At 67.8% G+C, this 23,656-nt stretch carries 23 protein-coding genes; 5 read left to right on the forward strand and 18 right to left on the reverse strand.

Features of this window, described 5'->3' with window-relative positions:
- From HMPREF3113_RS06190 to HMPREF3113_RS06230, 9 genes are all read right to left on the reverse strand, one after another.
- Positions 1-892: symmetrical bis(5'-nucleosyl)-tetraphosphatase (locus HMPREF3113_RS06190; protein ID WP_070471476.1), on the reverse strand; the 892-nt coding region annotated here is incomplete at its 3' end.
- Between the two features lie 13 nt (positions 893-905).
- Positions 906-1,289 (reverse strand): Co2+/Mg2+ efflux protein ApaG, encoded by a 384-nt coding sequence (gene apaG / locus HMPREF3113_RS06195; RefSeq protein WP_046272001.1) that lies wholly within the window; start codon positions 1,287-1,289, stop codon positions 906-908.
- Between the two features lie 121 nt (positions 1,290-1,410).
- Complete coding sequence (gene rsmA, locus HMPREF3113_RS06200) at positions 1,411-2,247, reverse strand: 16S rRNA (adenine(1518)-N(6)/adenine(1519)-N(6))-dimethyltransferase RsmA (RefSeq protein WP_019182429.1); 837 nt, start codon at positions 2,245-2,247, stop codon at positions 1,411-1,413.
- On the reverse strand, positions 2,244-3,224 hold the full coding sequence (gene pdxA, locus HMPREF3113_RS06205) for a 4-hydroxythreonine-4-phosphate dehydrogenase PdxA (RefSeq protein ID WP_070471477.1): 981 nt from the start codon (positions 3,222-3,224) through the stop codon (positions 2,244-2,246). The genes rsmA and pdxA overlap by 4 nt, the downstream gene beginning before the upstream one ends.
- Before the next feature lie 3 nt (positions 3,225-3,227).
- Positions 3,228-4,574: a peptidylprolyl isomerase gene (locus HMPREF3113_RS06210; RefSeq protein ID WP_019182427.1), complete on the reverse strand. Its 1,347-nt coding sequence runs from the start codon at positions 4,572-4,574 to the stop codon at positions 3,228-3,230.
- The gene (gene lptD, locus HMPREF3113_RS06215; protein ID WP_019182426.1) at positions 4,571-7,024 is read right to left on the reverse strand and encodes an LPS-assembly protein LptD; all 2,454 of its coding nucleotides are present in this window, start codon (positions 7,022-7,024) and stop codon (positions 4,571-4,573) included. Before lptD ends, HMPREF3113_RS06210 begins: the two co-directional genes overlap by 4 nt.
- Before the next feature lie 116 nt (positions 7,025-7,140).
- The gene (locus HMPREF3113_RS06220; protein ID WP_070471478.1) at positions 7,141-8,052 is read right to left on the reverse strand and encodes a histone deacetylase family protein; all 912 of its coding nucleotides are present in this window, start codon (positions 8,050-8,052) and stop codon (positions 7,141-7,143) included.
- 34 nt (positions 8,053-8,086) lie between these two features.
- Positions 8,087-8,641 (reverse strand): cob(I)yrinic acid a,c-diamide adenosyltransferase, encoded by a 555-nt coding sequence (locus HMPREF3113_RS06225; protein ID WP_070426656.1) that lies wholly within the window; start codon positions 8,639-8,641, stop codon positions 8,087-8,089.
- 18 nt (positions 8,642-8,659) lie between these two features.
- Positions 8,660-9,244, reverse strand: a complete 585-nt coding sequence (locus HMPREF3113_RS06230; RefSeq protein ID WP_070426657.1) for a hypothetical protein — start codon at positions 9,242-9,244, stop codon at positions 8,660-8,662.
- Positions 9,245-9,338: 94 nt separating this feature from the next.
- Between HMPREF3113_RS06230 and ubiH the strand changes: the two genes are divergently transcribed.
- Positions 9,339-10,544: a 2-octaprenyl-6-methoxyphenyl hydroxylase gene (ubiH, locus tag HMPREF3113_RS06235; RefSeq protein WP_070471479.1), complete on the forward strand. Its 1,206-nt coding sequence runs from the start codon at positions 9,339-9,341 to the stop codon at positions 10,542-10,544.
- Positions 10,541-11,716, forward strand: coding sequence for a UbiH/UbiF family hydroxylase (locus HMPREF3113_RS06240; protein ID WP_070471480.1), 1,176 nt, complete (start codon positions 10,541-10,543; stop codon positions 11,714-11,716). The genes ubiH and HMPREF3113_RS06240 overlap by 4 nt, the downstream gene beginning before the upstream one ends.
- A gap of 9 nt (positions 11,717-11,725) precedes the next feature.
- Here HMPREF3113_RS06240 and HMPREF3113_RS06245 read toward each other — a convergent pair whose 3' ends face one another.
- The 4 genes from HMPREF3113_RS06245 to HMPREF3113_RS06260 all read right to left on the reverse strand — a co-directional run bounded on the left by HMPREF3113_RS06245 (position 11,726) and on the right by HMPREF3113_RS06260 (position 15,817).
- Positions 11,726-12,121, reverse strand: a complete 396-nt coding sequence (locus HMPREF3113_RS06245) for an EF-hand domain-containing protein (RefSeq protein ID WP_070471481.1) — start codon at positions 12,119-12,121, stop codon at positions 11,726-11,728.
- A gap of 113 nt (positions 12,122-12,234) precedes the next feature.
- Positions 12,235-13,281, reverse strand: a complete 1,047-nt coding sequence (gene rlmM / locus HMPREF3113_RS06250; protein ID WP_046271994.1) for a 23S rRNA (cytidine(2498)-2'-O)-methyltransferase RlmM — start codon at positions 13,279-13,281, stop codon at positions 12,235-12,237.
- A gap of 24 nt (positions 13,282-13,305) precedes the next feature.
- Positions 13,306-13,866: a nucleoside deaminase gene (locus tag HMPREF3113_RS06255; protein WP_019182418.1), complete on the reverse strand. Its 561-nt coding sequence runs from the start codon at positions 13,864-13,866 to the stop codon at positions 13,306-13,308.
- Positions 13,867-14,068: 202 nt separating this feature from the next.
- The gene (locus tag HMPREF3113_RS06260; protein ID WP_070471482.1) at positions 14,069-15,817 is read right to left on the reverse strand and encodes a glutamine--tRNA ligase/YqeY domain fusion protein; all 1,749 of its coding nucleotides are present in this window, start codon (positions 15,815-15,817) and stop codon (positions 14,069-14,071) included.
- A 443-nt stretch (positions 15,818-16,260) separates the two neighbouring features.
- Between HMPREF3113_RS06260 and HMPREF3113_RS06265 the strand changes: the two genes are divergently transcribed.
- Together HMPREF3113_RS06265 and msrA are read left to right on the forward strand one after the other, a co-directional pair.
- Positions 16,261-16,527, forward strand: coding sequence for a putative signal transducing protein (locus tag HMPREF3113_RS06265; protein ID WP_070471483.1), 267 nt, complete (start codon positions 16,261-16,263; stop codon positions 16,525-16,527).
- Between the two features lie 30 nt (positions 16,528-16,557).
- A complete protein-coding gene (msrA, locus tag HMPREF3113_RS06270; protein WP_026069653.1) occupies positions 16,558-17,211 on the forward strand; it encodes a peptide-methionine (S)-S-oxide reductase MsrA in 654 nt (217 codons plus the stop codon).
- A 236-nt stretch (positions 17,212-17,447) separates the two neighbouring features.
- Here msrA and HMPREF3113_RS06275 read toward each other — a convergent pair whose 3' ends face one another.
- The 5 genes from HMPREF3113_RS06275 to ahpC all read right to left on the reverse strand — a co-directional run bounded on the left by HMPREF3113_RS06275 (position 17,448) and on the right by ahpC (position 22,365).
- Positions 17,448-18,410: a transaldolase gene (locus HMPREF3113_RS06275; protein WP_046271992.1), complete on the reverse strand. Its 963-nt coding sequence runs from the start codon at positions 18,408-18,410 to the stop codon at positions 17,448-17,450.
- Between the two features lie 53 nt (positions 18,411-18,463).
- Positions 18,464-18,871 (reverse strand): nucleoside diphosphate kinase regulator, encoded by a 408-nt coding sequence (gene rnk, locus HMPREF3113_RS06280; protein ID WP_019182413.1) that lies wholly within the window; start codon positions 18,869-18,871, stop codon positions 18,464-18,466.
- 138 nt (positions 18,872-19,009) lie between these two features.
- A complete protein-coding gene (gene oxyR / locus HMPREF3113_RS06285; protein ID WP_019182412.1) occupies positions 19,010-19,966 on the reverse strand; it encodes a DNA-binding transcriptional regulator OxyR in 957 nt (318 codons plus the stop codon).
- A 91-nt stretch (positions 19,967-20,057) separates the two neighbouring features.
- Complete coding sequence (gene ahpF / locus HMPREF3113_RS06290; protein WP_070471484.1) at positions 20,058-21,650, reverse strand: alkyl hydroperoxide reductase subunit F; 1,593 nt, start codon at positions 21,648-21,650, stop codon at positions 20,058-20,060.
- 151 nt (positions 21,651-21,801) lie between these two features.
- Positions 21,802-22,365: an alkyl hydroperoxide reductase subunit C gene (gene ahpC, locus HMPREF3113_RS06295; RefSeq protein WP_019182410.1), complete on the reverse strand. Its 564-nt coding sequence runs from the start codon at positions 22,363-22,365 to the stop codon at positions 21,802-21,804.
- A gap of 428 nt (positions 22,366-22,793) precedes the next feature.
- Between ahpC and prmC the strand changes: the two genes are divergently transcribed.
- Complete coding sequence (gene prmC / locus HMPREF3113_RS06300; protein ID WP_019182409.1) at positions 22,794-23,642, forward strand: peptide chain release factor N(5)-glutamine methyltransferase; 849 nt, start codon at positions 22,794-22,796, stop codon at positions 23,640-23,642.
- Positions 23,643-23,656 lie beyond the last annotated feature (14 nt).

The raw sequence follows: 23,656 nt of genomic DNA on the forward strand, positions 1-23,656 counted from the left end.
GGCGCCCGTTCGGCGGCGTGCCTTCGGCGGCCGGCCGGCGTGCCGGCGGACGCGGCGCGGAGACCGGCATGGGCACATCGCGGCCCGGCACCTGCACCACGCGCAGCTCGTCGGTATCCAGCTGAAGGGCGGTGAGCTTGCCCCCCCAGACCGCGCCGGTATCGATGGCGTGCACGCCCTGGGTGATGGTCAGGCCCAGGGCGGACCAGTGCCCGCAGACGATCTTCAGATCGCGCTCGGCGCGGCCCGGCACTTCGAACCAGGGATACAGCCCCTGCTCCTGCGTACCCGGCGTGCCTTTGTCCTCGATCCCGATCCGGCCACGCGGCGTGCAGTAGCGCATGCGGGTGAACAGATTGATGATCGCGCGGGAGCGGTCGTAGCCGGCCAGGCCGGGCGACCAGCTCGGCTTGTCGCCGTACATGTTGCGGAACAGCTTGCGGTAGCCGCTGCCATGCAGCTGCTGCTCGACCTCGCGGGCGTGCTTCTCGGCCAGCTGGGTGGTCCATTTCGGGGCCAGGCCGGCGTGGATCATCATCCAGCCCAGCTCACGGTCCACATGGGCCAGCTTCTGCATGCGCAGCCATTCCAGCAGCTCGTCGCGGTCCTCGGCCTGCACGATGCGCAGCAGGTCCGGGTTGACCTTGCGCTGCTCTTCCTCGGTGCGTGCACCGACCGCGAGCAGCGACAGGTCATGGTTGCCCAGCACGATCACGCTGCTCTCGCGCAGCGAATGGACCAGGCGCAGGGTTTCCAGCGACTGCCCACCGCGGTTGACCAGGTCACCGCAGAACCACAGTTTGTCGACCGCGGGGTCGAAGTTGATCTTTTCCAGCAACCGCTGGGTGACGTCGTAGCAGCCCTGCAGGTCGCCGATGGCCCAGACACTCATGCGTGCGCCTCCATCAGTGCAGTGTGCGCGGAACGGTCAGGACGAACGGCGCGATGGGGGCGGCGAACTCGGTGCCGTCATCGGCCACCATGTCGTAGTGCCCCTGCATCGTGCCGTGCTCGGTCTCCAGCATGACACCGGAGGTGTAACGGAAGTCTTCACCGGGGCGCAGCCGCGGCTGCTCGCCGATCACCCCGTCGCCGTCGACCCGCTCGGTGCGGCCATTGGCATCGGTGATCCGCCAGTGGCGGGCCACCAGGCGTGCGGCGACGCGCCCCTGGTTGAGGATGCGGATCGTGTAGGCGAACGCGTAGCGCCCGTCCTCCGGCGTGGACTGGTCATCGAGGAAGCGGGGGGCGACCTCGACGGAGATCGCGTAATTTGCAGCGTCGTTCATGCAGGCAGTGTAGTAAAAGTTGTGCACGATGAGATGAGTGCTGCCCGGCTGGCAGCGCCCCGTCATGAAGGTCAGGCGGTTCCACGTGCGCGCGGCGCCCCGGGGGCCGCGGGCGAGGCGCTCATCCCTGCGCGGCGTCGTCACCGTCGGTGTACGGCACGTTCGCCAGCGCGATGAACTGCGCTACGTCCAGCTGCTCGGCACGGGCATCGCTGCGCACCCCGGCTGCTTCGAACTGCTCGGGCGTGCATACGTTCTGCAGTGCATTGCGCAGGGTCTTGCGGCGCTGCCCGAAGGCGGCCTTGACCACGTGGGCAAATCGCTTGCGGTCCAGGATGCCGACCGTGGCCGGATCGCGCGGGACCAGCCGCACCACGGCCGAATCGACCTTCGGCGGCGGCCGGAACGCACCCGGCGGCACCACGAACAGCGAGGTCACCTTGCAGAACGCCTGCAGCATCACGCTCAGCCGGCCGTAGACCTTGCTGCCCGGATCGGCGGCCATGCGGTCGACCACTTCCTTCTGCAGCATGAAGTGCATGTCGGTGATCACCGCCGCGTGGTCCAGCGCATGGAACAGGATCGGCGAGGAAATGTTGTAGGGCAGGTTGCCGACCAGGCGGATCGGACTACCGGCGGCCAGCTCGGTGAAATCCACCTGCAGCACGTCGCGGTGGATGATGGTCATCTCACCCAGCGGCTCGGCGGCGGCCGCCAGCGGCCCGACCAGGTCGCGATCGAACTCGATCACGGTCAGTTTCGGGTGGCGGCGCAGCAGTGGCAGGGTGATGGCGCCCTGGCCGGGGCCGATTTCGACCAGGCGGTCGCCGTCCTTCGGGTTGACCGCCAGGACGATCTTGTCGATGTAGCTGCGGTCGGCGAGGAAGTGCTGGCCGAGCTGCTTCTTGGCGGGGCCGGAGAAACCGGGCGCGCCGGAGGAGGAATACGAAGAAGTCATGGCACCAGTGTACGTTGGCGCGCCAGCCGGGCACACAGCGCGGTGGCAGCGAGGAGGCTGGAGGGGTCGGCGATGCCGCGGCCGGCCAGGTCCAGAGCGGTGCCGTGGTCGACCGCGACGCGCGGGTAGGGCAGGCCCAGGGTGATGTTGACGGCCTGCTCGAAGCCGCTGTACTTGAGCACCGGCAGGCCCTGGTCGTGGTACATGGCCAGCACCGTGTCGAATCCGGCCAGCTTGGCCGGCAGGAACGCGGTATCGGCCGGCAGCGGGCCGACCAGGTCCATGCCCCGGGCGCGCAGGCGCTCCAGCAGCGGGATGATCAGGTCCAGCTCTTCGCGGCCCAGATGGCCGTCTTCGCCGGCATGCGGGTTGAGCCCGAGCACGGCGATGCGCGGCGAGGCCAGGCCGAAATCGCGCTGCAGGGCGTCGTGCACGATCTGCAGGGTCAGGGCCAGGCTCTCGGCAGTGATCGCATCGGCGACCGAGCGCAGCGGCAGGTGGGTGGTCGCCAGGGCGACCCGCACGATCTCGTTGGCCAGCATCATCACCACCGGGGTGCGGGCCTGGTCGGCCAGCAGTTCGGTGGTGCCGCTGTAGGCGATGCCGCCTTCATTGATGACCGCCTTGTGCACCGGGCCGGTGACCACGCCGGCCAGTTCACCGGTCAGGCAGGCCTGGCCGGCCTGGCGCAGGGCGCCGATCACCGCGCCGGCATTGGCCGGGTCGGGGGTGCCGAAACGGGATGGCACCGCATTGGGCACCACCCGCAACGGCAGATCGCCCGGCTGGCGGGCGATCGCGTCTTCAGGCAGGAGCTGCAGCGGCAGCGACAGCGCCGCGGCGGCGGCGTGCAGGGTATCCGGGTCGGCGAAGGCCAGCAGCCGGCAATCGGCGCGCGGCTGCTGGATCAGGCGGAGGCAGAGCTCCGGGCCGATCCCCGCCGGCTCGCCCGGTACCAGCGCGAGCTGCGGGAACATGGATCAGGACTGCGGCGGCGTGGTCGCCGCGGCACCCGGCGCATAGCCGCGCATGTCCACGTAGGCTTCGCCACGCAGTTCCTGCAGGAAGCGGTTGTACTCTTCCTCCAGCTTGCGGCGGCCGATCGTTTCACGGATCTGGGCACGCTGGTTGTCGGTGGTGGCATCGGTCTGGCGCGTGGCAACGCGCTGGACGATATGCCAGCCGGCATCGGTGCGGAACGGCTGGCTCACGCCGCCGTCGGCCACGCCTTCGACCTGCTTGCCGAAGTCCGGGCCGAATGCATCGACCGGGAACCAGCCCAGATCGCCGCCCTGACCCTTGCTGTTGTTGTCTTCCGAGGATTCCTTGGCGACCGCGTCGAACTCGGCGCCACCGGCGATGCGGGCGCGCAGCGTGTCGATCTTGGCCTTGGCCGCGGCGTTGTCCTGCTGGTCGGTGATGCGGACCAGGATGTGACGGGCGTGGTACTCGGTGATGGTGTGACCGCCGGCGGCAGCCGCGCTGGCATCACGCACCTCCACCAGCTTCAGCAGCTGGAAGCCGCTGGGGCCACGCAGCGGACCGACCACGTCGCCGGTCTTCATTTCCTTCATCATCTGCGCGAAGGCATTGGGGATCTCATCCAGCGAACGCCAGCCCAGGTCGCCGCCTTCCAGCGCGTTCGGGCTGTCCGAATAACGGACAGCCGCGGCGTTGAAGTCGATCTCACCCTTGTCCAGCAGTGCCTTGACGCCATCGGCCTTCTTCTGGCCGGTGGTGATCTGCTCGGCGGTGGCACCTTCGGGCAGGCCGATCAGGATGTGGGCCAGGTGGTACTGGGTGCCCACGGTGGCCTGCTGCTTGAGCGCGCCGTCCACTTCGCCCTCGCTGACGGTGATGCGGCTCTGCGCGAAGCTCTGGCGCAGGCGCTGGACGGTGATCTCGTCACGCACCGAATTGCGGAAATCGTTGAAATCCAGACCGTCGCTGGCCAGACGCTGGCGCAGGGCATCCAGGGTGGAGCCGTTCTGCTGGGCGATGGCGTTGATGGCCTGGTTCAGTTCCTGGTCGCTGACCTTGATGCCGCTGCTCTCGGCACGCGCCACCTGCAGCTTGACCAGGACCAGACGCTCCAGCACCTGGCGGCTGAGCACATCATCGGGCGGCAGCTGGTTTTCGCGACCAGCGTACTGCGCCTTGATGTTCTGGACGGCACGGTCCAGTTCGCTCTGCAGCACGACGTCCTCATCGACGATCGCCGCGATGCGGTCCAGCGGCTGACTCTGCTGGGCCAGCACCTGCAACGGGGCCGTCGCGGAGGAGACCGCCAGCAGGGAGGCGAGGAGTACGGGAAGGGTCTTGGTCATGGGATCTGATTCGGATCGTAGTCGTCGCGGGCTGCACCGGTGTTGCTGGGCGGCACCAGATAGAGGTCGTCTCGGTAGTACCCGAGAATAGCACGGCGCAAGGTGCGGTCCGTGTTCTGGCCGATGGAGCTCAGGCCCTTGAGCACGAACTCGATCTGGAAGGAGTTGTTGAGTTCACCCTCGCGGTTGCGCACGTAGCGGCGGGCAATGGCGCGAACGGCGAGGCAGCAGCTGTCCCACTGCACACCGCCGATGATTTCCAGCGGAGCGCGGTCCTGGATGGAGTAGTAATAGCGGCCGACCAGGCTCCAGCGCTCATTGAGCGGGTACAGGAAGGACAGGTCGGCCTGCTCCAGCAGGGTCCGGTCACGGCGGGTCGCCGTGGTCGAGGCCTGCGGATTCAGACGGCTGCGGTAGGTCAGATTGACGATGCCGTCGTTGGACATCAGGTAGCGCGCGCGCACGCTGGCCAGGTCCTCACGCTTGTACTTGGGGTCCCACTGGTAGGTGGCGCCCAGCGTCCAGCGGTCGTTGATCATGTAGTTCGTATCGGCGATCCAGGCCGACTTGCCCTGCTCGACCGGGGTTTCACTGCTGTTGAGCGTGACCCGCGAATCATCGAAGTACAGGATCTGGCCGATGCTGCCCGAGAAGCGCTCCTTACCGGTGTCCTGGTCGATGAAACGGGTGCTCACCGCCATGGTCAGCTGGTTGGCATCGTTCTGCCGATCGGCGCCGGAATAGCGCGAATCGCGGAACAGCTGGCCCCAGCTGAAGGTGAAGTCACGCGTATCGAACACCGGCAGATCGCTCTGGTCGCGGTACGGCGTGCGCAGGTAGAACAGGCGCGGTTCCAGGGTATGCAGGAAGCGGGTATCGCCGATTTTGGTCTCGCGATCGAAGAACAGGCCAGCGTCGATGGTGCCGATCGGCAGGCTGCGGCTTGGCGAAGTATTGCCGCGCAGCTGGTCGGGGGTCGCGGTGGCCGGATCGATACCGGCGGCGATCAGGTTCTGCCGGCGGATGTCGTCGGCCAGGCCGCGCTCCAGGTCGTACCCGGTGTAGCGGTAGGCCAGGGTCGGGGTGACGTACCAGGCCGCGCCACTGAAGGGCATGGAGACATATGGCTTCACGTCCAGGCGCGAACCGCCGTCCATGCTGCGTGACACGCCGGTGCGCTCGTACTCCTGGTCGGCGCCGAACTTCTCATGCACATCCAGGTGCGTGAAGTTGACGGCTTCGGCGTACACGCCGGTTTCCAGCCAGGGCAGCAGCGGCTTGTCCCAGTTGACGAACAGGCGCGGCTGGCGGGCGTAGGGCAGGGACGCTTCGGTCAGGGTGTAATCGGTGAGCTGCCAGTAATCGGCCATCAGGCCGCCGGTCCAGTTCTCGCCGGTGCCGTAGATGCCGATCTGGCTCTGCAGGTTGGAGGTGGTCACGCCGAGCAGCCGGTTGGAGAAATCCTCCAGATAGCGCTCATCGCTGACCCAGGCCAGGCTGGCACGGGCCTGCCAGTTGGCGTTGATGTTGTGGTACCCGCTGAACTCCACGCGGCCGCGATCCTTGTCGCGCAGCTTGTCGTTGGGCAGGTAGGCGGTCAGCAGTTCGCCGCGGCCACCGTCGTAGAGGTAGCGGAATTCGTTGTCGAGCATGAAGCCGCGCTTGCTCATGTAGCGCGGCATCAGGGTGTCGTCGAAGTTCGGCGCCAGGTTCAGATAGATCGGCTGGGTGTAATCGAAGCCGTTGCGCCCGGACAGGCCCACCTGCGGATAGAGGAGGCCGGTCTGGCGGCGATCATCGATCGGGAACTTGAAGTAGGGCGCCCACAGGATCGGCACCTTGCCGATCCGCAGCACCGCGTTGCGTGCGGTGCCGAAACCGGCGTCGTTATCGACCTCGATCTGCGGTGCCGACAGCTTCCATACCGGCTGCGAGGGATCGCAGGTGGTGTAGGTGGAGCGGTGCATCTGGCCGACCGCACCCTGCAGGTCGATCGACTCGGCGCCACCATTGCCGCGGCGGGACACCAGCTGATACTGGATATCGCTGATCTTGTGGGTGTCGCTTTCCTGGTTGCCCTCGGCGCGACGGGCCTTCATCCGGATCGAGGAGTCCTGGTAACGGACATTGCCCTCGGCGATGTAGTTGCCGCTTTCGGTATCGAAGCTCAGGTTGTCGGTGCCCAGGAACTGGTCGCCGCGCTTGAGCGCGACATTGCCCTGGTAGTTGGGCACCACGGAGGTACCGGTCAGTTGGTCGCCTTCGATGTCCGTCGGCTGCTGGTCACGCGTCGCGGCCGCGGCTTTGTCGGCCTTGGGCGCGTCGTCGAACACGGGCAGCACGTCGGTCACCGGGCACAGGCCCCAGTTCACCGGCTTGTCGTCGGCCAGGGCCGGCAGGCAGATGGCGATACTGAGGGGGAGGGGCAGCAGGCGGAGGGCTCGGCGCACGCGGTATCGGATTCGGACGAAAACGGATCGTAGCTTGCCCCATCCCTTGCATAGGGGCAATGAAGGTCCGGCCCAGGCAGGGGGCCGGGTTCATTCGCCGGGCGGCCCCGCGCGGCTCAGCGCAGCTGGCCGACGTGGGCCACGCTGCACTCGGCCAGGGCCTGCAGGTCGTAACCGCCCTCGAGCATGGAGACGATCCGGCCGGCCCCGTGGCGCCGGGCCAGGCCGCGCAGCTCGGTGGTGATCCAGGCGAAATCCTCGGTTTCCAGCATCAGGTCGGCCTGCGGATCGCGCATGTGCGCATCGAAGCCGGCCGAGATCAGCAGCAGTTGCGGGCGGAAATCATCGATGGCCGGCAGCATCTCGTCGGCCCAGGTGTTGCGGAAGCGGAAGCCGCCGCTGCCCGGCGGCAGCAGGATGTTCATCAGGTTGCCGGCCCCGCGGTCGCGGCGCAGGCCGGAGTTGGGGAACAGCCCGGCCTGGTGGGTGCTGTAGTAGGCCACCCCGGGATCGGCGATGAAGATGTCCTGGGTGCCGTTGCCGTGGTGCACATCGAAATCGACGATGGCGATCCGCTCCAGCCCGTAGCGGTCACGCGCGTAGGCCGCGGCGATGGCGATGTTGTTGAACAGACAGAAGCCCATGGCGGTGCTGGCGCTGGCGTGGTGGCCGGGCGGGCGCACCGCGCAGAAGGCGACCGGGTCGTCGCCGAGCATCACTGCATCCACGGCGGCGACGCCGGCACCGGCTGCATGCAGGGCCGCGCTGGCCGAGCCGGGCGAGGTCATGGTGTCCATGTCGATCAGGCGCAACGGCTCGGTCTGCGGCTTGAGCACCAGGTCGATCAGTTCGCTGTCGTGGACCCGGGCCAGCTCGCCGAGCTTGGCGGGCGGTGCTTCGCGCCAGTCCAACTGGTTCGGATAGGCCGCCTTCAGCGCATCGAGTACCCCCTGCAGGCGCGCCGGGCATTCGGGATGGCCGCGGCCGGGATCGTGTTGCAGACAGGCGGGGTGGGTGAAAACCAGCATGCGGGCAGGATATCCGGTGGGGCGGCGGGGCCGCTCAGGCGTGGCGGCGCTCGTGGCGCCAGAGCACCTCGCCGTGGCCGTCGGCACGGGCCAGTACGCGCGCGAGCACGAACAGCAGGTCCGACAGGCGGTTGAGGTAATGCAGCGCTTCCGGGCGGACCGTCTCCCGGCGCGCCAGGGTGACGGTCTCGCGCTCGGCGCGGCGCACGATGGTGCGGGCCAGGTGGCAGCGCGCAGCGGCTTCGCCACCGGCGGGCAGGATGAACTCCTTGAGCACCGGCAGATCGGCGTTGTAGTGATCCAGCTGCTGCTCCAGCGCCTGGATATCGGCCGCGTGGATGGCGGCATGGCCGGGGATGCACAGCTCGCCGCCCAGATCGAACAACTGGTGCTGGATCACCGTCAGCAGGGTGCGCACATCGGCCGGCAGCGGCACCGCAAGCAGCACGCCCAGCGCCGAGTTGGCTTCATCGACGGTGCCGTAGGCGGCCACCCGCGCGTCGTCCTTGGCCACGCGGCTGCCATCGCCCAGGCCGGTGCTGCCGTCGTCACCGGTGCGCGTATAGATGCGGGACAAGCGGTTGCCCACGGTCGCCTCCGGCCGCGGTCAGCGCAGAACGTCGCGGCGCGCCTGCAGCAGCTTGCCGACCTGTTCGGTCGCCAGCTGCAGGGCGGCGGCCAGACCGACGTAGACCGCAGCGGTACGCAGGTAGGGCAGGAACCAGTCGCCGTAGTTCTTCGCCCAGCCGCTGAAGGTGGGCGTGGCGACGTTGTCGCTGGTCCAGTAGAAACCGCCCTGGGCGAACAGGTGGCAGACCGCTACTGCTGCGACCAGCAGCAGCGCGCCCTTGCCCAGTGCGGCCCAGCTGGCGCCGTGATAGCCGGCGCGCAGGAGCATGCCGCCGCCCCACATGGCAAAATAGGCCGGCAGCAGCATCCAGTAGCCCGGTGACACGCAGTAGTGCTGCCAGAAGTCCAGGCCGCTGCGGCGGATGACGATCCAGTCGACCAGCACCGCCACCGCCATCAGCAGCGGAAACGCCCCGCGGGTCCACGCGCGCAGGTAGAAGCCGCCGATGAAGAACACCGCCCAGGACGCATCCGGAATCGCCGCGAAATGGTTGACCCGCGTGGCCGCCATCAGCAGCACGAGCACGGACAGGACGAAGGCGCGGTGGGCAGTGGAGGTCATGGCGGTGACGGGTGGGGGCAGGCATTCATTCTAGCGCCTGCTGCGGCACCCCGCCGCACGCCGCCCGAACGGGCGAACCCTTATCATGGCGGGCATGAGTGAACGACATGATGTAGTGATCGTAGGCGGCGGGCTGGTCGGTGCCAGCCTGGCCATCGCCCTGGACCGTGCCGGCCGTGATGTCGGCCTGGTCGAGGCTTCGCCGCTGGGCACGCTGCCGGCAGTGTTCGACCAGCGCAACCTCAGCTTCGCGGCCGCCACCGTCAACGCGCTGACCGCGCTGGGCGTGATGCAGAAGCTGGCCACTGCGCCCGGCCCGATCACCCGCATCCATGTCAGCCGCGCAGGCGATTTCGGCCGGGTGCAGATGGCGGCCGCGCAGTACCAGCGCCCGTGGTTCGGCCAGGTCGTGGTCGCCCGCGATTTCGGCCAGGCGCTGGAGGCGCGGCTGGACACGCTGGCCCACCTGACCCGCTATCGCCCGGCCCGGTTCGTGCGCCTGGGCGCCACGGTGGACGGGTATCGCCAGGTCTTCATCGCCGATGACAGCGGTGAGCGCTGCCTGCTGGCGCGCCTGGTGGTCGGTGCCGACGGCACCCGCAGCGGCGTGCGCGAGGCGCTGGGGATCGAGGTGGACGAGCATGATTTCGAGCAGACCCTGTTCGTCTCGCGGGTGCGCGCCGCACGTGCGCCGGACGGCACCGCGTACGAGCGCTTCACCGACACCGGCCCGACCGCGCTGTTGCCGCGTGGCGACCGCCACTTCGGTGCGGTGCACGGCGTTGCCCGCGAGCAGGCCGATGCGGTGATGGCGCTGGACGATGCGGCCTGGGTGAGCCGGCTGCAGGGGGCCATCGGCTGGCGTGCCGGCCGCCTGCTGGAGAGTGGGCCACGCAGCGCGTACCCCTTGATCCAGGTGTTGTCGCGCGCGCTGGTCGGTGAGCGCACGGTCCTGCTGGGCAATGCCGCGCAGACCATCCATCCGCTGGGCGCCCAGGGCTTCAACCTGGGCCTGCGCGATGCGCTGACCCTGGCCGAACTCGTGGCCGACGCCGACGATGCAGGCAGCGATGCGCTGCTGCGCGAACACGTGGCACGGCGTCTGGAGGACCGCGAGCAGACCATCGCCTTCTCCGGTGGGCTGGCGCGCCTGACCAGCAATCCGGCGCCGCTGATGCGGCCGCTGCGGTCGCTCGGCCTGCTGGCGGCACAGGCGACGCCGATGCAGTCGATGCTGGTGGGTGGCGCGATGGGCTTCCGCGGTCAGGTGCCGGCGCTGTGCCGCGGAGCCGGCCTGTGAGCCGGCGCTCGCAGGACGTGGTGGTGGTCGGCGGCGGCGTGGTCGGTGCGGCCTGCGCCCTGGCCTTGGCCGATGCCGGATTGACGGTGACGCTGGTCGAAGGCCGCGAGCCCGCCGCGTGGCAGCCGCAGCAGCCGGACCTGCGCGTGTATGCGTTCGCGCCGGACAATGCGCAGCTGCTGGCCGCGCTCGGCGTGTGGCCGGCGGTGAGCACGGCGCGGGCGTGTGCCTACCGCCGGATGCGGGTCTGGGATGCGGCCGGCGGCGATGAACTGCGCTTCGATGCGGACACGCTCGGCCGCGAACAATTGGGCTGGATCGTGGAAAACGATCTGCTGGTGGACCGCCTGTGGGCGGCGCTGCCGGCGGCCGGCGTGCAGCTGTGCTGCCCGGCGCGGGTGGAAGCCCTGGAGCAGGACGCCAACGGGGTGCGCCTGCGCCTGGATGACGGCCGCAGGCTCGAGGCGTCGCTGGCGATTGCCGCGGACGGGGCCGAATCCACCCTGCGCCGGCTGGCCGGGCTGGAGGTCACGCGCCAGGAGTACGGCCAGCGTGGCGTGGTCGCCTACGTGGATACCGAAAAAGCCAACGAAGCCACGGCCTGGCAGCGCTTCCTGGTGACCGGCCCGCTGGCGGTGCTGCCGATCGGCACGCACCGCAGCTCGATCGTGTGGACCCTGCCCGACGCCGAGGCCGAGCGCGTGCTGGCGCTGGATGATGCGGCGTTCGGTCGCGAGCTGACCAACGCCTTTGCCGGCCGCCTGGGCGCGATGACGCTGGCCTCCAGGCGCGCGGCCTTCCCGCTGCGCCGACAGCTGGCGACCGGTTACGTGGCCGGCCGCGTGCTCGCGCTGGGGGATGCGGCCCACGTGGTGCATCCGCTGGCCGGGCAGGGCGTCAATCTCGGCCTGCGTGATGTGGCTGCGTTGCGGGCAATGGTGCTGGCCGCACAGCAGCGCCGCCAGGACTGGATGTCACCGCACCGCCTGCAGCGCTGGGCGCGCGAGCGCCGCAGCGAGAACACCGTCGCTGCGTACAGCTTCGATGCGATCAATACGGTGTTCTCCAACGATGAAATGCACCTGACCCTGGCGCGCGGGCGCGCGCTGGGCTGCGCCGGCAAGCTGCCGCCGCTGGTGTCGATGTTCTGGAAGCGCGCCGCGGGGCTGTGACCCGCGCGCTCAGTCGATCAGCCAGCCAGCCAGGTCGGCGCGGTCCAGCTTGCCGCGCCGCTTCACGTCCAGCGCGTTGAACTCATCGGCCAGGGTCGGGTTGGCCTGCGCTTCGGTACGGCTGATGAAGCCGTCGCCGTCGACATCCAGCGCCGCGAACGCGATCCGGTACTGACCGACCACGCTCACCGGCTGCACCGAACGCACCGTTACCGCTGCTTCGCCGGCCGGCGCGGCCAGCGTCACCTGATGGGTCACCTCGCCCTGCGAGAGCGGCTGTGCGCGCACGCTCGCGGGGACCTCGCGCAGCGGTTGGCTGACCGCCGGTGACGGCGGGCGGACCTGGGCCAGGGCAAGCGTGGGCAGCAGCGTCAGCAGCAGGATGAGGTTTGATCGGCGTCGCATGGAATCTCCGTTCGTGACGTGGGGGCGCCGGGCGGCCGGCGCGTGCTTCGATCATTGCCGCGCGGTGCGCGGCCAGCCGGGCATGGCCCGGCTTTACCGGCGGTGCGCGTGGGTCAGCGCAGCGGCGAGGCCAGCACCGTGATTTCTTCGCGGTCGTGGTACAGCTGCTTGGCGCGTAGATGCAGCGGCCTGCCGGCCTGTTCCTGGAACAGCTCCAGGCACATGCGGGTTTCATCCCAGCGCTTTTTCATCGGCAGCTTGAGGTTGAAGATCGCATGCTTGCACCAGCCCTCGCGGAACCAGGTGGCCATGCGTTCGGCCACGCGGCGGGGCTGTTCGACCATGTCGCAGACCATCCAGTCCAGCGGGGTCTCCGGCTGCCAATGGAAGCCATCGGCGCGCAGATGCTCAACCAGCCCGGTCTCCAGCACGTGCTCGCGCAGCGGGCCGTTGTCCACGCTGATCACCTTCAGGTGCTGGCGGGTCAATACCCAGGTCCAGCCGCCCGGCGCAGCGCCCAGGTCGGCCGCGCGCATGCCCGGCTTGACCAGCAGTTCGCGCTCTTCGGGCGTCATCAGGGTGAGCAGGGCTTCATCGAGCTTCAGCGCCGAGCGCGAGGGCGCGTCGGGCAGCAGCTTCAGGCGTGGAATGCCCAGCGGCCAGGGCGCGCTGTCGCGGGTGTCGGCCACGCACACGAAGGCATGACGGCCATCCACGAACACGATGTGCAGGCGCGGCAGGCTGGTGTTCGGCTTGTCGGTCAGCAGGCCGGCCTTGCGCAGCGCCGGGCGCAGCGCATTGCCGAACGCGCGGGCCAGGCCGGCCAGCGGCTTGCCTTCGTCCGAGTCCGGATGTTCGACCCACATGTCGCCGAAGCGTTGCTGCCCCTGCAGGGCGGCGAGGATCGGGGTGATGCGGTCGGCAGCATCCAGCTGCGGCAGTTCGGCCAGCACCTGCAGCTTCTGCCGGGCGAAGATCAGCGAGCGCCAGGACAGGGCCTTGGACAGCGCCGCACCTTCGTCGGTGACGAACACCACGTAACCGTCATTGCGCTGGGTGCGCGCATAGCCGGCTACGTTGGCATAGGCCGCACGCTCGGACAGCTCGGCGGCCAGTTCCGGTTCAAACCCCTGGCGGCACAGACACAGCAGGCCGCTCATCGCATCGCGCCCGAAGCGCGGATATCAGTAATGGGCACCGTTGATCTCTCCGTACTGGCGCAGCACCGCGCGCGCGGCGTCGCGCTCGATGTCGCGCACGACCTCGATGCCACGCTTGTTGAGTTCGCCGATCCAGTCCGCCGGCAGCGGGCCTTCATCGAAGGGGGTCAGTTCTTCCACGTCCTGTGCGCTGGCACCGATCAGCAGCCGATCGATGCCGGCCCAGATGGTGGCGCCGTAGCACTGGCAGCACGGCTGCGAGGAGGTGGCCAGGGTGATCGGTGACAGCACATCGTTCAGGCGCGGGGTCTGCAGGCGCTGCTGGGCCAGCATGTAGGCCATGTTTTCGGCATGCGCCAGCGAGGTCGTATGCGGCACCACGCGGTTCACGCCGGCGGCGATCACGCGATGATCCGGCCCAAACACCACGGCGCCGAACGGGCCGCCGCTCTGTGCCTCGACATTCAGGCGCGACAGTTCAATCGCCAGCGCGACCTTGTCGGCGTCCTCGGGATAGACACGGCCCAGATCGATCTGGTCGTGGATCCAGGCGGGCAGGGTGAGATGGACTTGCGCGTACAGCATCGGGACATGAACCTCTTCAAAGATGGAGCAGCGGCAGTGTATCGGGCCGCGCCCGGGGATGGCGTGCCCGCGCTGAACGCAGCCACGCGCACGCCGGCGCAGGGCTGCGCCGGTCGCAGGGAATCTGGAGCGCAGGCCCTGCCGATGCAGGGTCGCGCCGGGGTCACGCGGTGGCCGGTGCCTGGCACCGGCCGGGTGCAGCTTACGCCGACCAGGTATCGCGCAGGGTCACGCTGCGGTTGAACACCGGCTTGGCGGCGGTGTGGTCGCGGCGGTCGGCCACGAAGTAGCCGGTCCGTTCGAACTGGAACGACTGTTCCGGCGCGGCGCTGGCTGCGGCCGGCTCGACATAGCCGGTGACGGTGCGGCGCGAGTCCGGATTGAGGTAATCGCGGTAGGTCTTGCCGTCGGTTTCGTCGTCCGGGTTCGGCACCGAGAACAGACGGTCGTACAGGCGGATCTCGGCCGGCACCGCATGCACGGCGCTGACCCAATGGATGGTGCCCTTGACCTTGCGGTTGGCGCCTTCCATGCCCGGCCGCGATTCCGGATCCAGCCAGCCGCGCAGTTCGGTGATGGCGCCGTCGGCGTCCTTGATCACCTCATCGCAGCGGATGATGCCGGCGCCGCGCAGGCGCACTTCGCCACCCGGCACCAGACGCTTCCAGCCCTTCGGCGGAACCTCGGCGAAATCCTCGCGCTCGATCCACAGCTCGCGGGCGAACGGCACCTCGCGGGTACCGAAGGCCTCATCCTTGGGATGGTTGGAGAAGGTCAGGGTTTCTTCGTGGCCATCGGGCAGGTTGGTCAGCACCAGCTTGACCGGATCGACCACCGCCATGCGGCGCGCGGCGGCGCTGTCGAGGTCTTCGCGCAGCGCGCCTTCGAGCACGCTGAAATCGATCAGCGAATTCTGCTTGCTGATGCCCACACGCTCGGCGAACAGGCGCATCGCCGCCGGGGTATAGCCACGGCGACGCAGGCCCTGCAGGGTAGGCATGCGCGGGTCTTCCCAGCCATCCACCAGCTGCTCGGTGACCAGCGCCATCAGCTTGCGCTTGCTCATCACCGTGTAGTTGATGTTCAAACGCGAGAACTCGATCTGGCGCGGCTTGGCCGCCTCACGCGGCAGGCCGCGATCGACCAGCGGCTGGGTCAGCGCGTCGTTGTGGGCGAAATCGACGTTGTCCACGCACCAGTCGTACAGCGGGCGGTGGTCTTCGAACTCCAGCGTGCACAGCGAGTGGGTGATGCCCTCGATGGAATCGCCCAGTGCATGCGCGAAGTCGTACATCGGGTAGATCGGCCATGCATTGCCGGTGTTCTGGTGTTCAACGTGCTTGATCCGGTACAGGGCCGGGTCGCGCAGGTTGATGTTGCCGCTGGCCATGTCGATCTTGGCCCGTACGGTGCGCGCACCATCCGGGAACTCGCCCGCGCGCATGCGGCGGAACAGGTCCAGGTTTTCCTCGACGCTGCGGTCGCGGAACGGCGACGGGCGACCCGGTTCGGTCAGGGTGCCGCGGTAGGCACGCACTTCCTCGGCCGAGAGGTCGCACACGTAGGCCTTGCCGTCGCGGATCAGCTTTTCGGCAGCCAGATAGTACGCATCGAAATAATCCGAGGCATGGCGCAGCTCGTTCCACTCAAAGCCCAGCCAGCGCACATCGTCCTGGATCGCGGCCACGTACTCCGGGTCTTCCTTGGCCGGGTTGGTATCGTCGAAGCGCAGGTTGCACACGCCGTTGAACTCGCCGGCGATGCCGAAGTTCAGGCAGATCGATTTGGCGTGGCCGATGTGCAGGTAGCCGTTGGGCTCGGGCGGGAAGCGCGTCTTGATCGCGGCATGCTTGCCGCCGGCCAGGTCCTCGCGGACGATCTGACGGATGAAATCCCGTTTTTCCTGGGTTTCCGGAAGGGCGTCGGTGGTGGCGGCGGTAGACTCGGACATGATGCGCGGTCGCAGTTAAAAGGTAGAAAGACCAACAGTTTAGCCTGTCGCAAGGCGACAGGCTAAACGGGTAGGTGCCGACCGTTGGTCGGCACGCGTGGACGCGCCACCGCATTCGCGCTGTCGCCCCACGTTTTGCTGCGCAAACCGCGGGCCCCATCTCACCATCACCCAGACCCCCCGCGCCTTCGGCGCCGCCCCCTGACTCAGGGGGCTCCCCTCCAGACGCATTCGGTAGTGCCGGCCGCTGGCCGGCTCCTCATGGCCTGGCAAAGATTCGGTCGTGCCGGCCGCTGGCCGGCGCTGCACAGTGCCGGCGATATCGGGAGCCGGCCAGCGGCCGGCACGACCGGATCCGCCGGCGCCTGGAAGATGACCGCCGCGGGTCGGGACGCCTTCAGCCCCCGGGCGTATGCTGGGCCCATGCCCTCCGGAGCCCACCCATGCACGTGATCTACCAGGCCGACAACCTGTTCGACGCCCATCTGGTCAAACACGCCCTGGAGGATGCGGGAATCCCCGCGTTCGTCTTCGGCGAATCCCTGCTGGGCGGCATGGGCGAACTCCCGTTGTTCGGCGTCCTGCGCGTGTGCGTCCCCGACCTGGCCCGTCCCGAAGCCGAAGACATCGTCGCCCAGCTGGGCTTGGGCGCGGCCCCGGACGCCCCCATGTTCGATGGAGACGAAAGCGCCGGCCTGTTGCCGGCCTAGGAGAACGCCATGTTGGGTATTGGAAACGGTCTGTTGGGCATCGGCGCCTTCAAGCAGCGCCTGCCGCGCCCGGAAGAGGCGTTGCCGGGCCGGGAGCACCCGCTGCCACTGCTGCACAACCAGCATTACGTCAACAGCCACCCGCTGAAAGACAGCTTCACCGGCCTGGAGCGTATCCGCTTCGCCATGGGCTGCTTCTGGGGCGCTGAACGCAAATTCTGGACGATCCCCGGCGTCTACTCGACCTCGGTCGGCTACGCCGGCGGCGTCACCCCTAACCCCACCTACGAAGAAGTCTGCTCCGGCCTTACCGGGCACACCGAAATCGTCGAGGTCGTCTACGACCCGGCCATCGTCCCGCTCGAGCGCCTCCTTCAGGTCTTCTGGGAAAGTCACGATCCCACCCAGGGCATGCGCCAGGGCAACGATACCGGCACCCAGTACCGCTCCGCGCTCCACGCCACTACCCAGGCCCAGCTCGACGCCGCCCTGGCCAGCCGTGATGCCTACCAGCAGCGCCTGAACGACAGCGGCTACGGCGCGATCACCACCGATATCGTTTTTCCGGCGCCCGAGTACTACTACGCCGAGGATTACCACCAGCAGTACCTCGCCAAGAACCCGAACGGCTACTGCGGCATCGGTGGCACCGGCGTCAGTTGCCCGATCGGTGTGGGTGCCTGATCACGTGGGAGCCGACCAACGGTCGGCTCTACCCGGTCCAATAGACGGCCTTGGGTTCACTGCTGTACTGCGCACCCGGACGCACCCGCCATGTGTCGACGGCGCGTCCAGCAATCGCGCCCACATCGGGCCAACCCCGACGAAAGTGAGCGGTTGCGGTTGCGGTTGCCGCAAGCGCCAAAAACGAAAGGCCCCGCAGTGCGGGGCCTTTTGTATAGCGAGCCAACCGCCAGCGCTTACAGGCGCTCGCGGATCGTCTGGCGCAACGCCTCCAGATCCTTGGCGAACGCATCGATACCGCTTGCCAGCTTCTCCGTCGCCATCGGGTCGGCCGCCAGATCCGCCGCGAAGCGCGCCGCATCGATCGGCGTCACCTGCACCGGCTCGGCCGCACCGGCCACCAGCTTGCGCGGCAGCTCGCCATGATCGGCGTCCAGCTTCTCCAGCAGGTCCGGCGAAATCGTCAGGCGATCGCAGCCGGCCAGCGCCTCGATCTGCGCCGTCGAACGGAACGAGGCACCCATCACCACCGTCGGCGAACCACGGCGCTTGAACTCGGCATACACGCCGCGCACGAACACCACGCCCGGGTCTTCATCGATGCTTGCCGGCGCCTGCCCGTTGGCCACATACCAATCCAGGATGCGGCCCACGAACGGCGAAATCAGGAATGCACCGGCCTCACTGCAGGCCAGCGCCTGGGTGGGATTGAAGATCAACGTCAGGTTGCAGTCGATCCCTTCGGCCTGCAGCTGACGTGCCGCTTCCACGCCTGCCCAGGTGGCTGCGATCTTGATCAGCACCTTGCTGCGCGGCACGCCGGCTGCCTCGTACATGGCGATGAACTGGCGCGCCTTGGCGACCGTCGCTGCGGTGTCGTGCGCCTGGTCGGCATCGACCTCGGTCGAGACCCGGCCCGGCACCAGGGTGCTGAGCAGGGTGCCCACGCCCACGGTCAGGCGATCGGCCACCGCGTGGACAACCGCCTCGCGCTCGCCACCCTGCTCGCGGCCCCAGGCCAGCGCGCTCTCGATGAGATCGGCGTACACCGGCAGGTCCAGCGCTTTCTTCACCAGGGTGGGATTGGTCGTGCAGTCGACCGGCTTCAAGCGCTTGATCGCCTCGTAATCGCCGGTATCGGCAACCACCACGGACAGATCACGCAGCTGGGAGAGTTTGGACAGCGAAACGGTGCTCATTGCAACTCCTGGGACGAAACGGTGGAACCTGCGCGACGACGCAGCAGGCGGGGTCAGGCGTGGGGCTGGTGGTGGACGGCGGTCACCCGCAGGCGCAGCTTGCGGCCGCCCGGTGCCACCCAGTCCATGGTCTGGCCGATCGACAGGCCCAGCAGGGCGGTGCCCACCGGTGCGAGGATCGATACCTTGCCCTGTTCAACATCGGCCTCGCGCGGATAGACCAGCGTCAGAACGTGTTTTTCGTTCTGCAGCTCATCTTCGCACTCCACGCGCGAATGCATCATGACGGTGCCCTCGGGAACCTGGTCCGGCGCCACAACGGTCGCCCGGTTGAGTTCTTCGGCCAGGGCGATCCCGGCGGGGGTCTGGCTGACAGCGGGAGACTCGAGCATGGCGTCCAGGCGGTCCATGTCGTGGCTTGAAACAATGATGGAAGGGGGCAGTCCGCTGGAAGTGGACATGGTGTAGCTCCTTGCGTTTGTGGAAGACCCATGCAAAAAGGCGGCGCCTGCTGGCACCGCCTCGTCCTATTGTGCTGACAATCGTAGACGGATGCGACCCGTCCGGCGTATCGGCCCCGCCGGCCGGTTCAGCCAGGCTCAGCCAGCGCGTTGCAGCGGCGTGGCCGTGGCACCCGGAACGTCGGTGGACTCCAGCGCGAGCAGGCCCTGCGGCAGCCGTTTGAACTGCTGGGCCAGCTGTTCCAGGAACCCGGTCATCGCCGAACTGCGGCGCCAGGCCATCGCGATGCGGCGGCTGGGGCGGTCATCGCCGCTGAAGTCCAGCAGGCGGATGTTGTCCGAGCGCGGCACCGGGGGCTTGACCGACAGCGTCGGCAGCAGGGTGATGCCCACATCGGCAGCCACCATCTGCCGCAGCGTCTCCAGGCTGGTGGCGCGGAACTCCGATTTCTCGTTGGCGCCAAACAACCGGCAGACGGCCAGCGCCTGGTCGCGCAGGCAGTGTCCATCCTCGAGCAGCAGCAGCTTCTGCGACGACAGCTCCTGCACGTCCAGATGCTGGCGGCGGGCCAGCGGGTGCTGCTGGGAAACCGCCAGCAGGAAGGGCTCTTCGAACAGGAACTCGGCGTGCAGCTGGTCATCGTCCAGCGGCAGTGCCAGCAGGGCGGCATCGAGCTTGCCCTCGCGCAGCCGGGTCAGCAGCTCATCGCTCTTTTCCTCGACCAGCAGCAGTTCCAGCTGCGGGAAACGCTCGCGGATGTTGGGGATCACATGCGGCAGCAGATACGGGCCCAGCGTCGGGAAGATGCCGAGCCGGACGGTGCCGGCTTCGGGATCGCGGCTGCGCCGCGCGGCTTCCTTCATCTGCTCCACCTCGGCCACGATGGTGCGCGCGCGCGCGGCCGCTTCCACCCCGGCGGGGGTGAGCATGACCTTGCGCGGGGCACGTTCCACCAACGGCAACCCCAGCTCATCCTCGAGCTTGCGGATCTGGGTGGACAGGGTGGGCTGGCTGACGAAGCAGGCGGCGGCCGCCTTGCCGAAATGGCGGTGGTCGGCCAGCGCCACCAGATACTTCAAATCACGTAGGTTCATTTCCTTGGACCTCTTGCGGCAATGGACCGGGTGATGGCGTGGCTACCCAGCAGACAGACAAGGTTCCCGGCGAACCGGGAACCGAAACGTTTCAGGCAGCTTCGGCGACAGCGCCGCTGCTCTTGGGAACGGAGGTGCGGATCAGGTGATCAAAGGCGCTCAGTGCCGCAGTGGAACCGGCGCCCATCGCGATGACGATCTGCTTGTACGGAACGGTCGTGCAATCGCCTGCGGCGAAGACACCCGGCACGCTGGTCTGGCCGCGGTCGTCGATCAGGATCTCGCCACGCGGTGACAGCGCCACCGTGTCCTTCAACCATTCGGTATTGGGCAGAAGACCGATCTGCACGAAGATGCCTTCCAGTTCCACCCGGTGCGAATCGCCACCGACGCGGTCCTGGTAGACCAGGCCCGTCACCTTCTGGCCATCGCCCAGCACTTCCTGGGTGAGGGCGCTGGTGATGATGGTGACGTTGCCCAGGCTGCGAAGCTTCTTCTGCAGTACTTCATCGGCGCGCAGTTTGTCATCAAATTCCAGAAGGGTCACATGCGTCACAAGGCCCGCCAGATCGATCGCTGCTTCCACGCCGGAGTTGCCGCCACCGATCACCGCCACGCGCTTGCCCTTGAACAACGGACCGTCGCAATGCGGGCAGTACGCCACGCCCTTGTTGCGGTACTGATCTTCGCCGGGCACGTTCATCTGGCGCCACCGTGCACCGGTGGAAAGGATCACCGAACGCGATTTCAGCGATGCACCGTTTTCCAGTTTGATTTCGACCAGGCCATCATCGCCGGCGGGCACCAGGGCGGTGGCGCGCTGCAGGTTCATGATGTCCACCTCGTACTCGCGCACGTGCTGTTCCAGCGCGGCGGCCAGCTTTGGACCTTCAGTTTCCTTGACCGAGATGAAGTTCTCGATCGCCATGGTGTCCAGCACCTGGCCACCGAAGCGTTCGGCGGCCACGCCGGTGCGGATGCCCTTGCGTGCGGCGTAGATCGCTGCCGCTGCGCCGGCCGGACCACCCCCCACCACCAGCACGTCGAACGGTGCCTTGGTGCTGAGCTTTTCGGCATCGCGCTTGGCCGCGCCGGTATCGAGCTTGGCCACGATCTGTTCCAGCGTCATGCGGCCCTGGTCGAACACTTCGCCGTTGAGGTACACGGTCGGTACGGACATGATCTGGCGCGCTTCCACCTCGGCCGGGAACAGGCCGCCATCGATCGCCACGTGCTGGATGCGCGGATTCAGCACCGCCGCCAGGTTCAATGCCTGCACCACGTCCGGGCAGTTCTGGCAGGACAGCGAGAAGTAGGTTTCGAAGCGGTACTCGCCTTCCAGGTTGCGCACCTGCTCGATCAGCTCGGCCGTGGCCTTGGACGGGTGGCCGCCAACCTGCAGCAGGGCCAGCACCAGCGAGGTGAACTCATGGCCCATCGGCAGGCCCGCGAACACCAGATGGATGTCCTGGCCGGGCGTGGTCAGCGCGAAAGAGGGCGTGCGCTCGCTGCTGTCGCGACGCACGTCCAGGCTGATCTGCGCCGACAGCGTGGTCAGCGTGTTGAGCAGCTCGAGCATCTCCTGCGACTTGGCGCCGTCATCCACGTGCGCCGTGATCTGGATCGGACGGGTGACACGTTCCAGATAGGTCTTCAGCTGGGACTGGAGGTTGGCATCCAACATCGAAAAACTCCTTGATTCAGGCAAGGGAACAGCGTCGACGAACCCCGCGGGTGCATCTGCGCGACATGGGGGTGAACCGAAACCGGCGCGTGGGGCACCGGCTTGGGTTCACCCCCATCCCCGGCGGGCGGGGATGGGGATGGGATACGGCTTAGATCTTGCCGACCAGGTCCAGCGACGGGGTCAGGGTCTTCTCGCCTTCCTTCCACTTGGCCGGGCAGACCTGGTTCGGGTTGGCGGCGGTGAACTGGGCAGCCTTCAGCTTGCGCAGGGTCTCGGAGACGTCACGGGCGATCTCGTTGGAGTGGATCTCCAGGGTTTTGATCACGCCTTCCGGGTTGATGATGAAGGTGCCGCGCAGGGCCAGGCCTTCTTCTTCGATGTGCACGCCGAAGGCGCGGGTCAGCTGGTGGGTCGGATCGCCGACCAGCGGGAACTGGGCCTTGCCGACGGCCGGCGAGGTTTCGTGCCACACCTTGTGCGAGAAGTGCGTGTCGGTGGTGACGATGTAGACCTCGGCGCCAGCCTTCTGGAACTCGGCGTAATGGTCGGCGGCGTCTTCAATCTCGGTCGGGCAGTTGAAGGTGAACGCGGCCGGCATGAAGATCAGCACGGACCAGTGACCCTTCAGGGTGCTGTCGGAGACCTTGATGAACTCGCCGTTCTGGTAGGCGTTGGCTTCGAACGGCTGGATCTGGGTGTTGATGAGCGACATCGTTGTTCCTCTTGGTGAAGGGGGTGGGTGAAGCGACCAACACAGGTTAGCGGCTTCGTTCCCATAAGGACAATCCATTGATTGCATCTATGCGATAGTCATAGGCTATCAAAAGGGTCTGATCCTGCGATGAATGGTGATGGCCATGGCCGTCAAAAACGTTGCAGCGCAATGATCAGCGGGCGGTAGCGGGTGATCGCTTCAATAGCTTCTGCATATGCGCCGCGGTGGGAACCTGAACGGCGCGGGGCGCCTCAGTGCCGGAACGCCCGGTTTTCCCACGGAATTCGATAGCGGCTACGAATCTATATATGTAGTGGCGATGCGTAGTTTCAATCGCGTTGCTGCCGCCGAAGGCCCCTGGCGCACGCCTGGCCGACCGCTGCCGGTGCACTACACTGCGCGCCCCGACGTTGCTCCGATCCGCCATGACTGCCGCCCCGCCAGACGTCCGCCAGCTGCTCGCCGATGCCGCCACCCGCCTGCCCGGTGTGGAGGGCAGGCACGACGCCGAACTGCTGCTGCTGCAGGTGCTGGAGCGTGAGCGCAGCTGGTTGTTCGCCCACGCCACCGATCCGGTCGCCCCCGCGCAGGTGGCCGCGTTCGAGGCCCTGCTCGCCAAGCGCCTCGCCGGCGAACCGGTGGCCTACCTGCTGGGCCGCCGCGGCTTCTGGACCCTGGACCTGGAGGTCAGCCCGGCCACCCTGATCCCGCGCCCGGAGACCGAACTGCTGGTCGAGCTGGCGCTGGCGCGGTTGCCCGCGGATACCCCGCTGCGGGTCGCGGATCTGGGCACCGGCAGCGGCGCGATCGCGCTGGCCCTGGCCAGCGAGCGGCCGTTGGCGCAGGTGATCGCGACCGACCTCAGTGAGGCGGCCCTGGCCGTGGCAGCGCGCAACGCGCAGCGCCACGCACTGGACAATGTCAGCTTCCGGCAGGGGGCGTGGTACGCGCCCCTGGCGGGCGAGCGCGTCGAGCTGATCGCCACCAACCCGCCGTACATCGCCAGCGACGACCCGCACCTGGCGCAGGGCGACCTGCGTTTCGAACCGGCCACCGCGCTGGCCTCCGGCCCCGATGGGCTGGACGACATCCGCCTGATCATCGACGGTGCGGCAGCGCACCTGCTTCCCGGCGGCTGGCTGCTGATCGAACACGGCTGGGACCAGGGCGAGGTGATCCGCGCGTTGTTGCAGCAGGCCGGTTTCCAGTCGGTCGCCACCGAGCGCGACCTGGAGCAGCGCGACCGCGTGAGCCTGGGCTGTCTGGCGGCCTGACCGGGTGCCGGCCC

It is taken from the genome of Stenotrophomonas sp. HMSC10F06 (genome assembly GCF_001807865.1).
GTDB classification, from domain to species: domain Bacteria; phylum Pseudomonadota; class Gammaproteobacteria; order Xanthomonadales; family Xanthomonadaceae; genus Stenotrophomonas; species Stenotrophomonas bentonitica_A.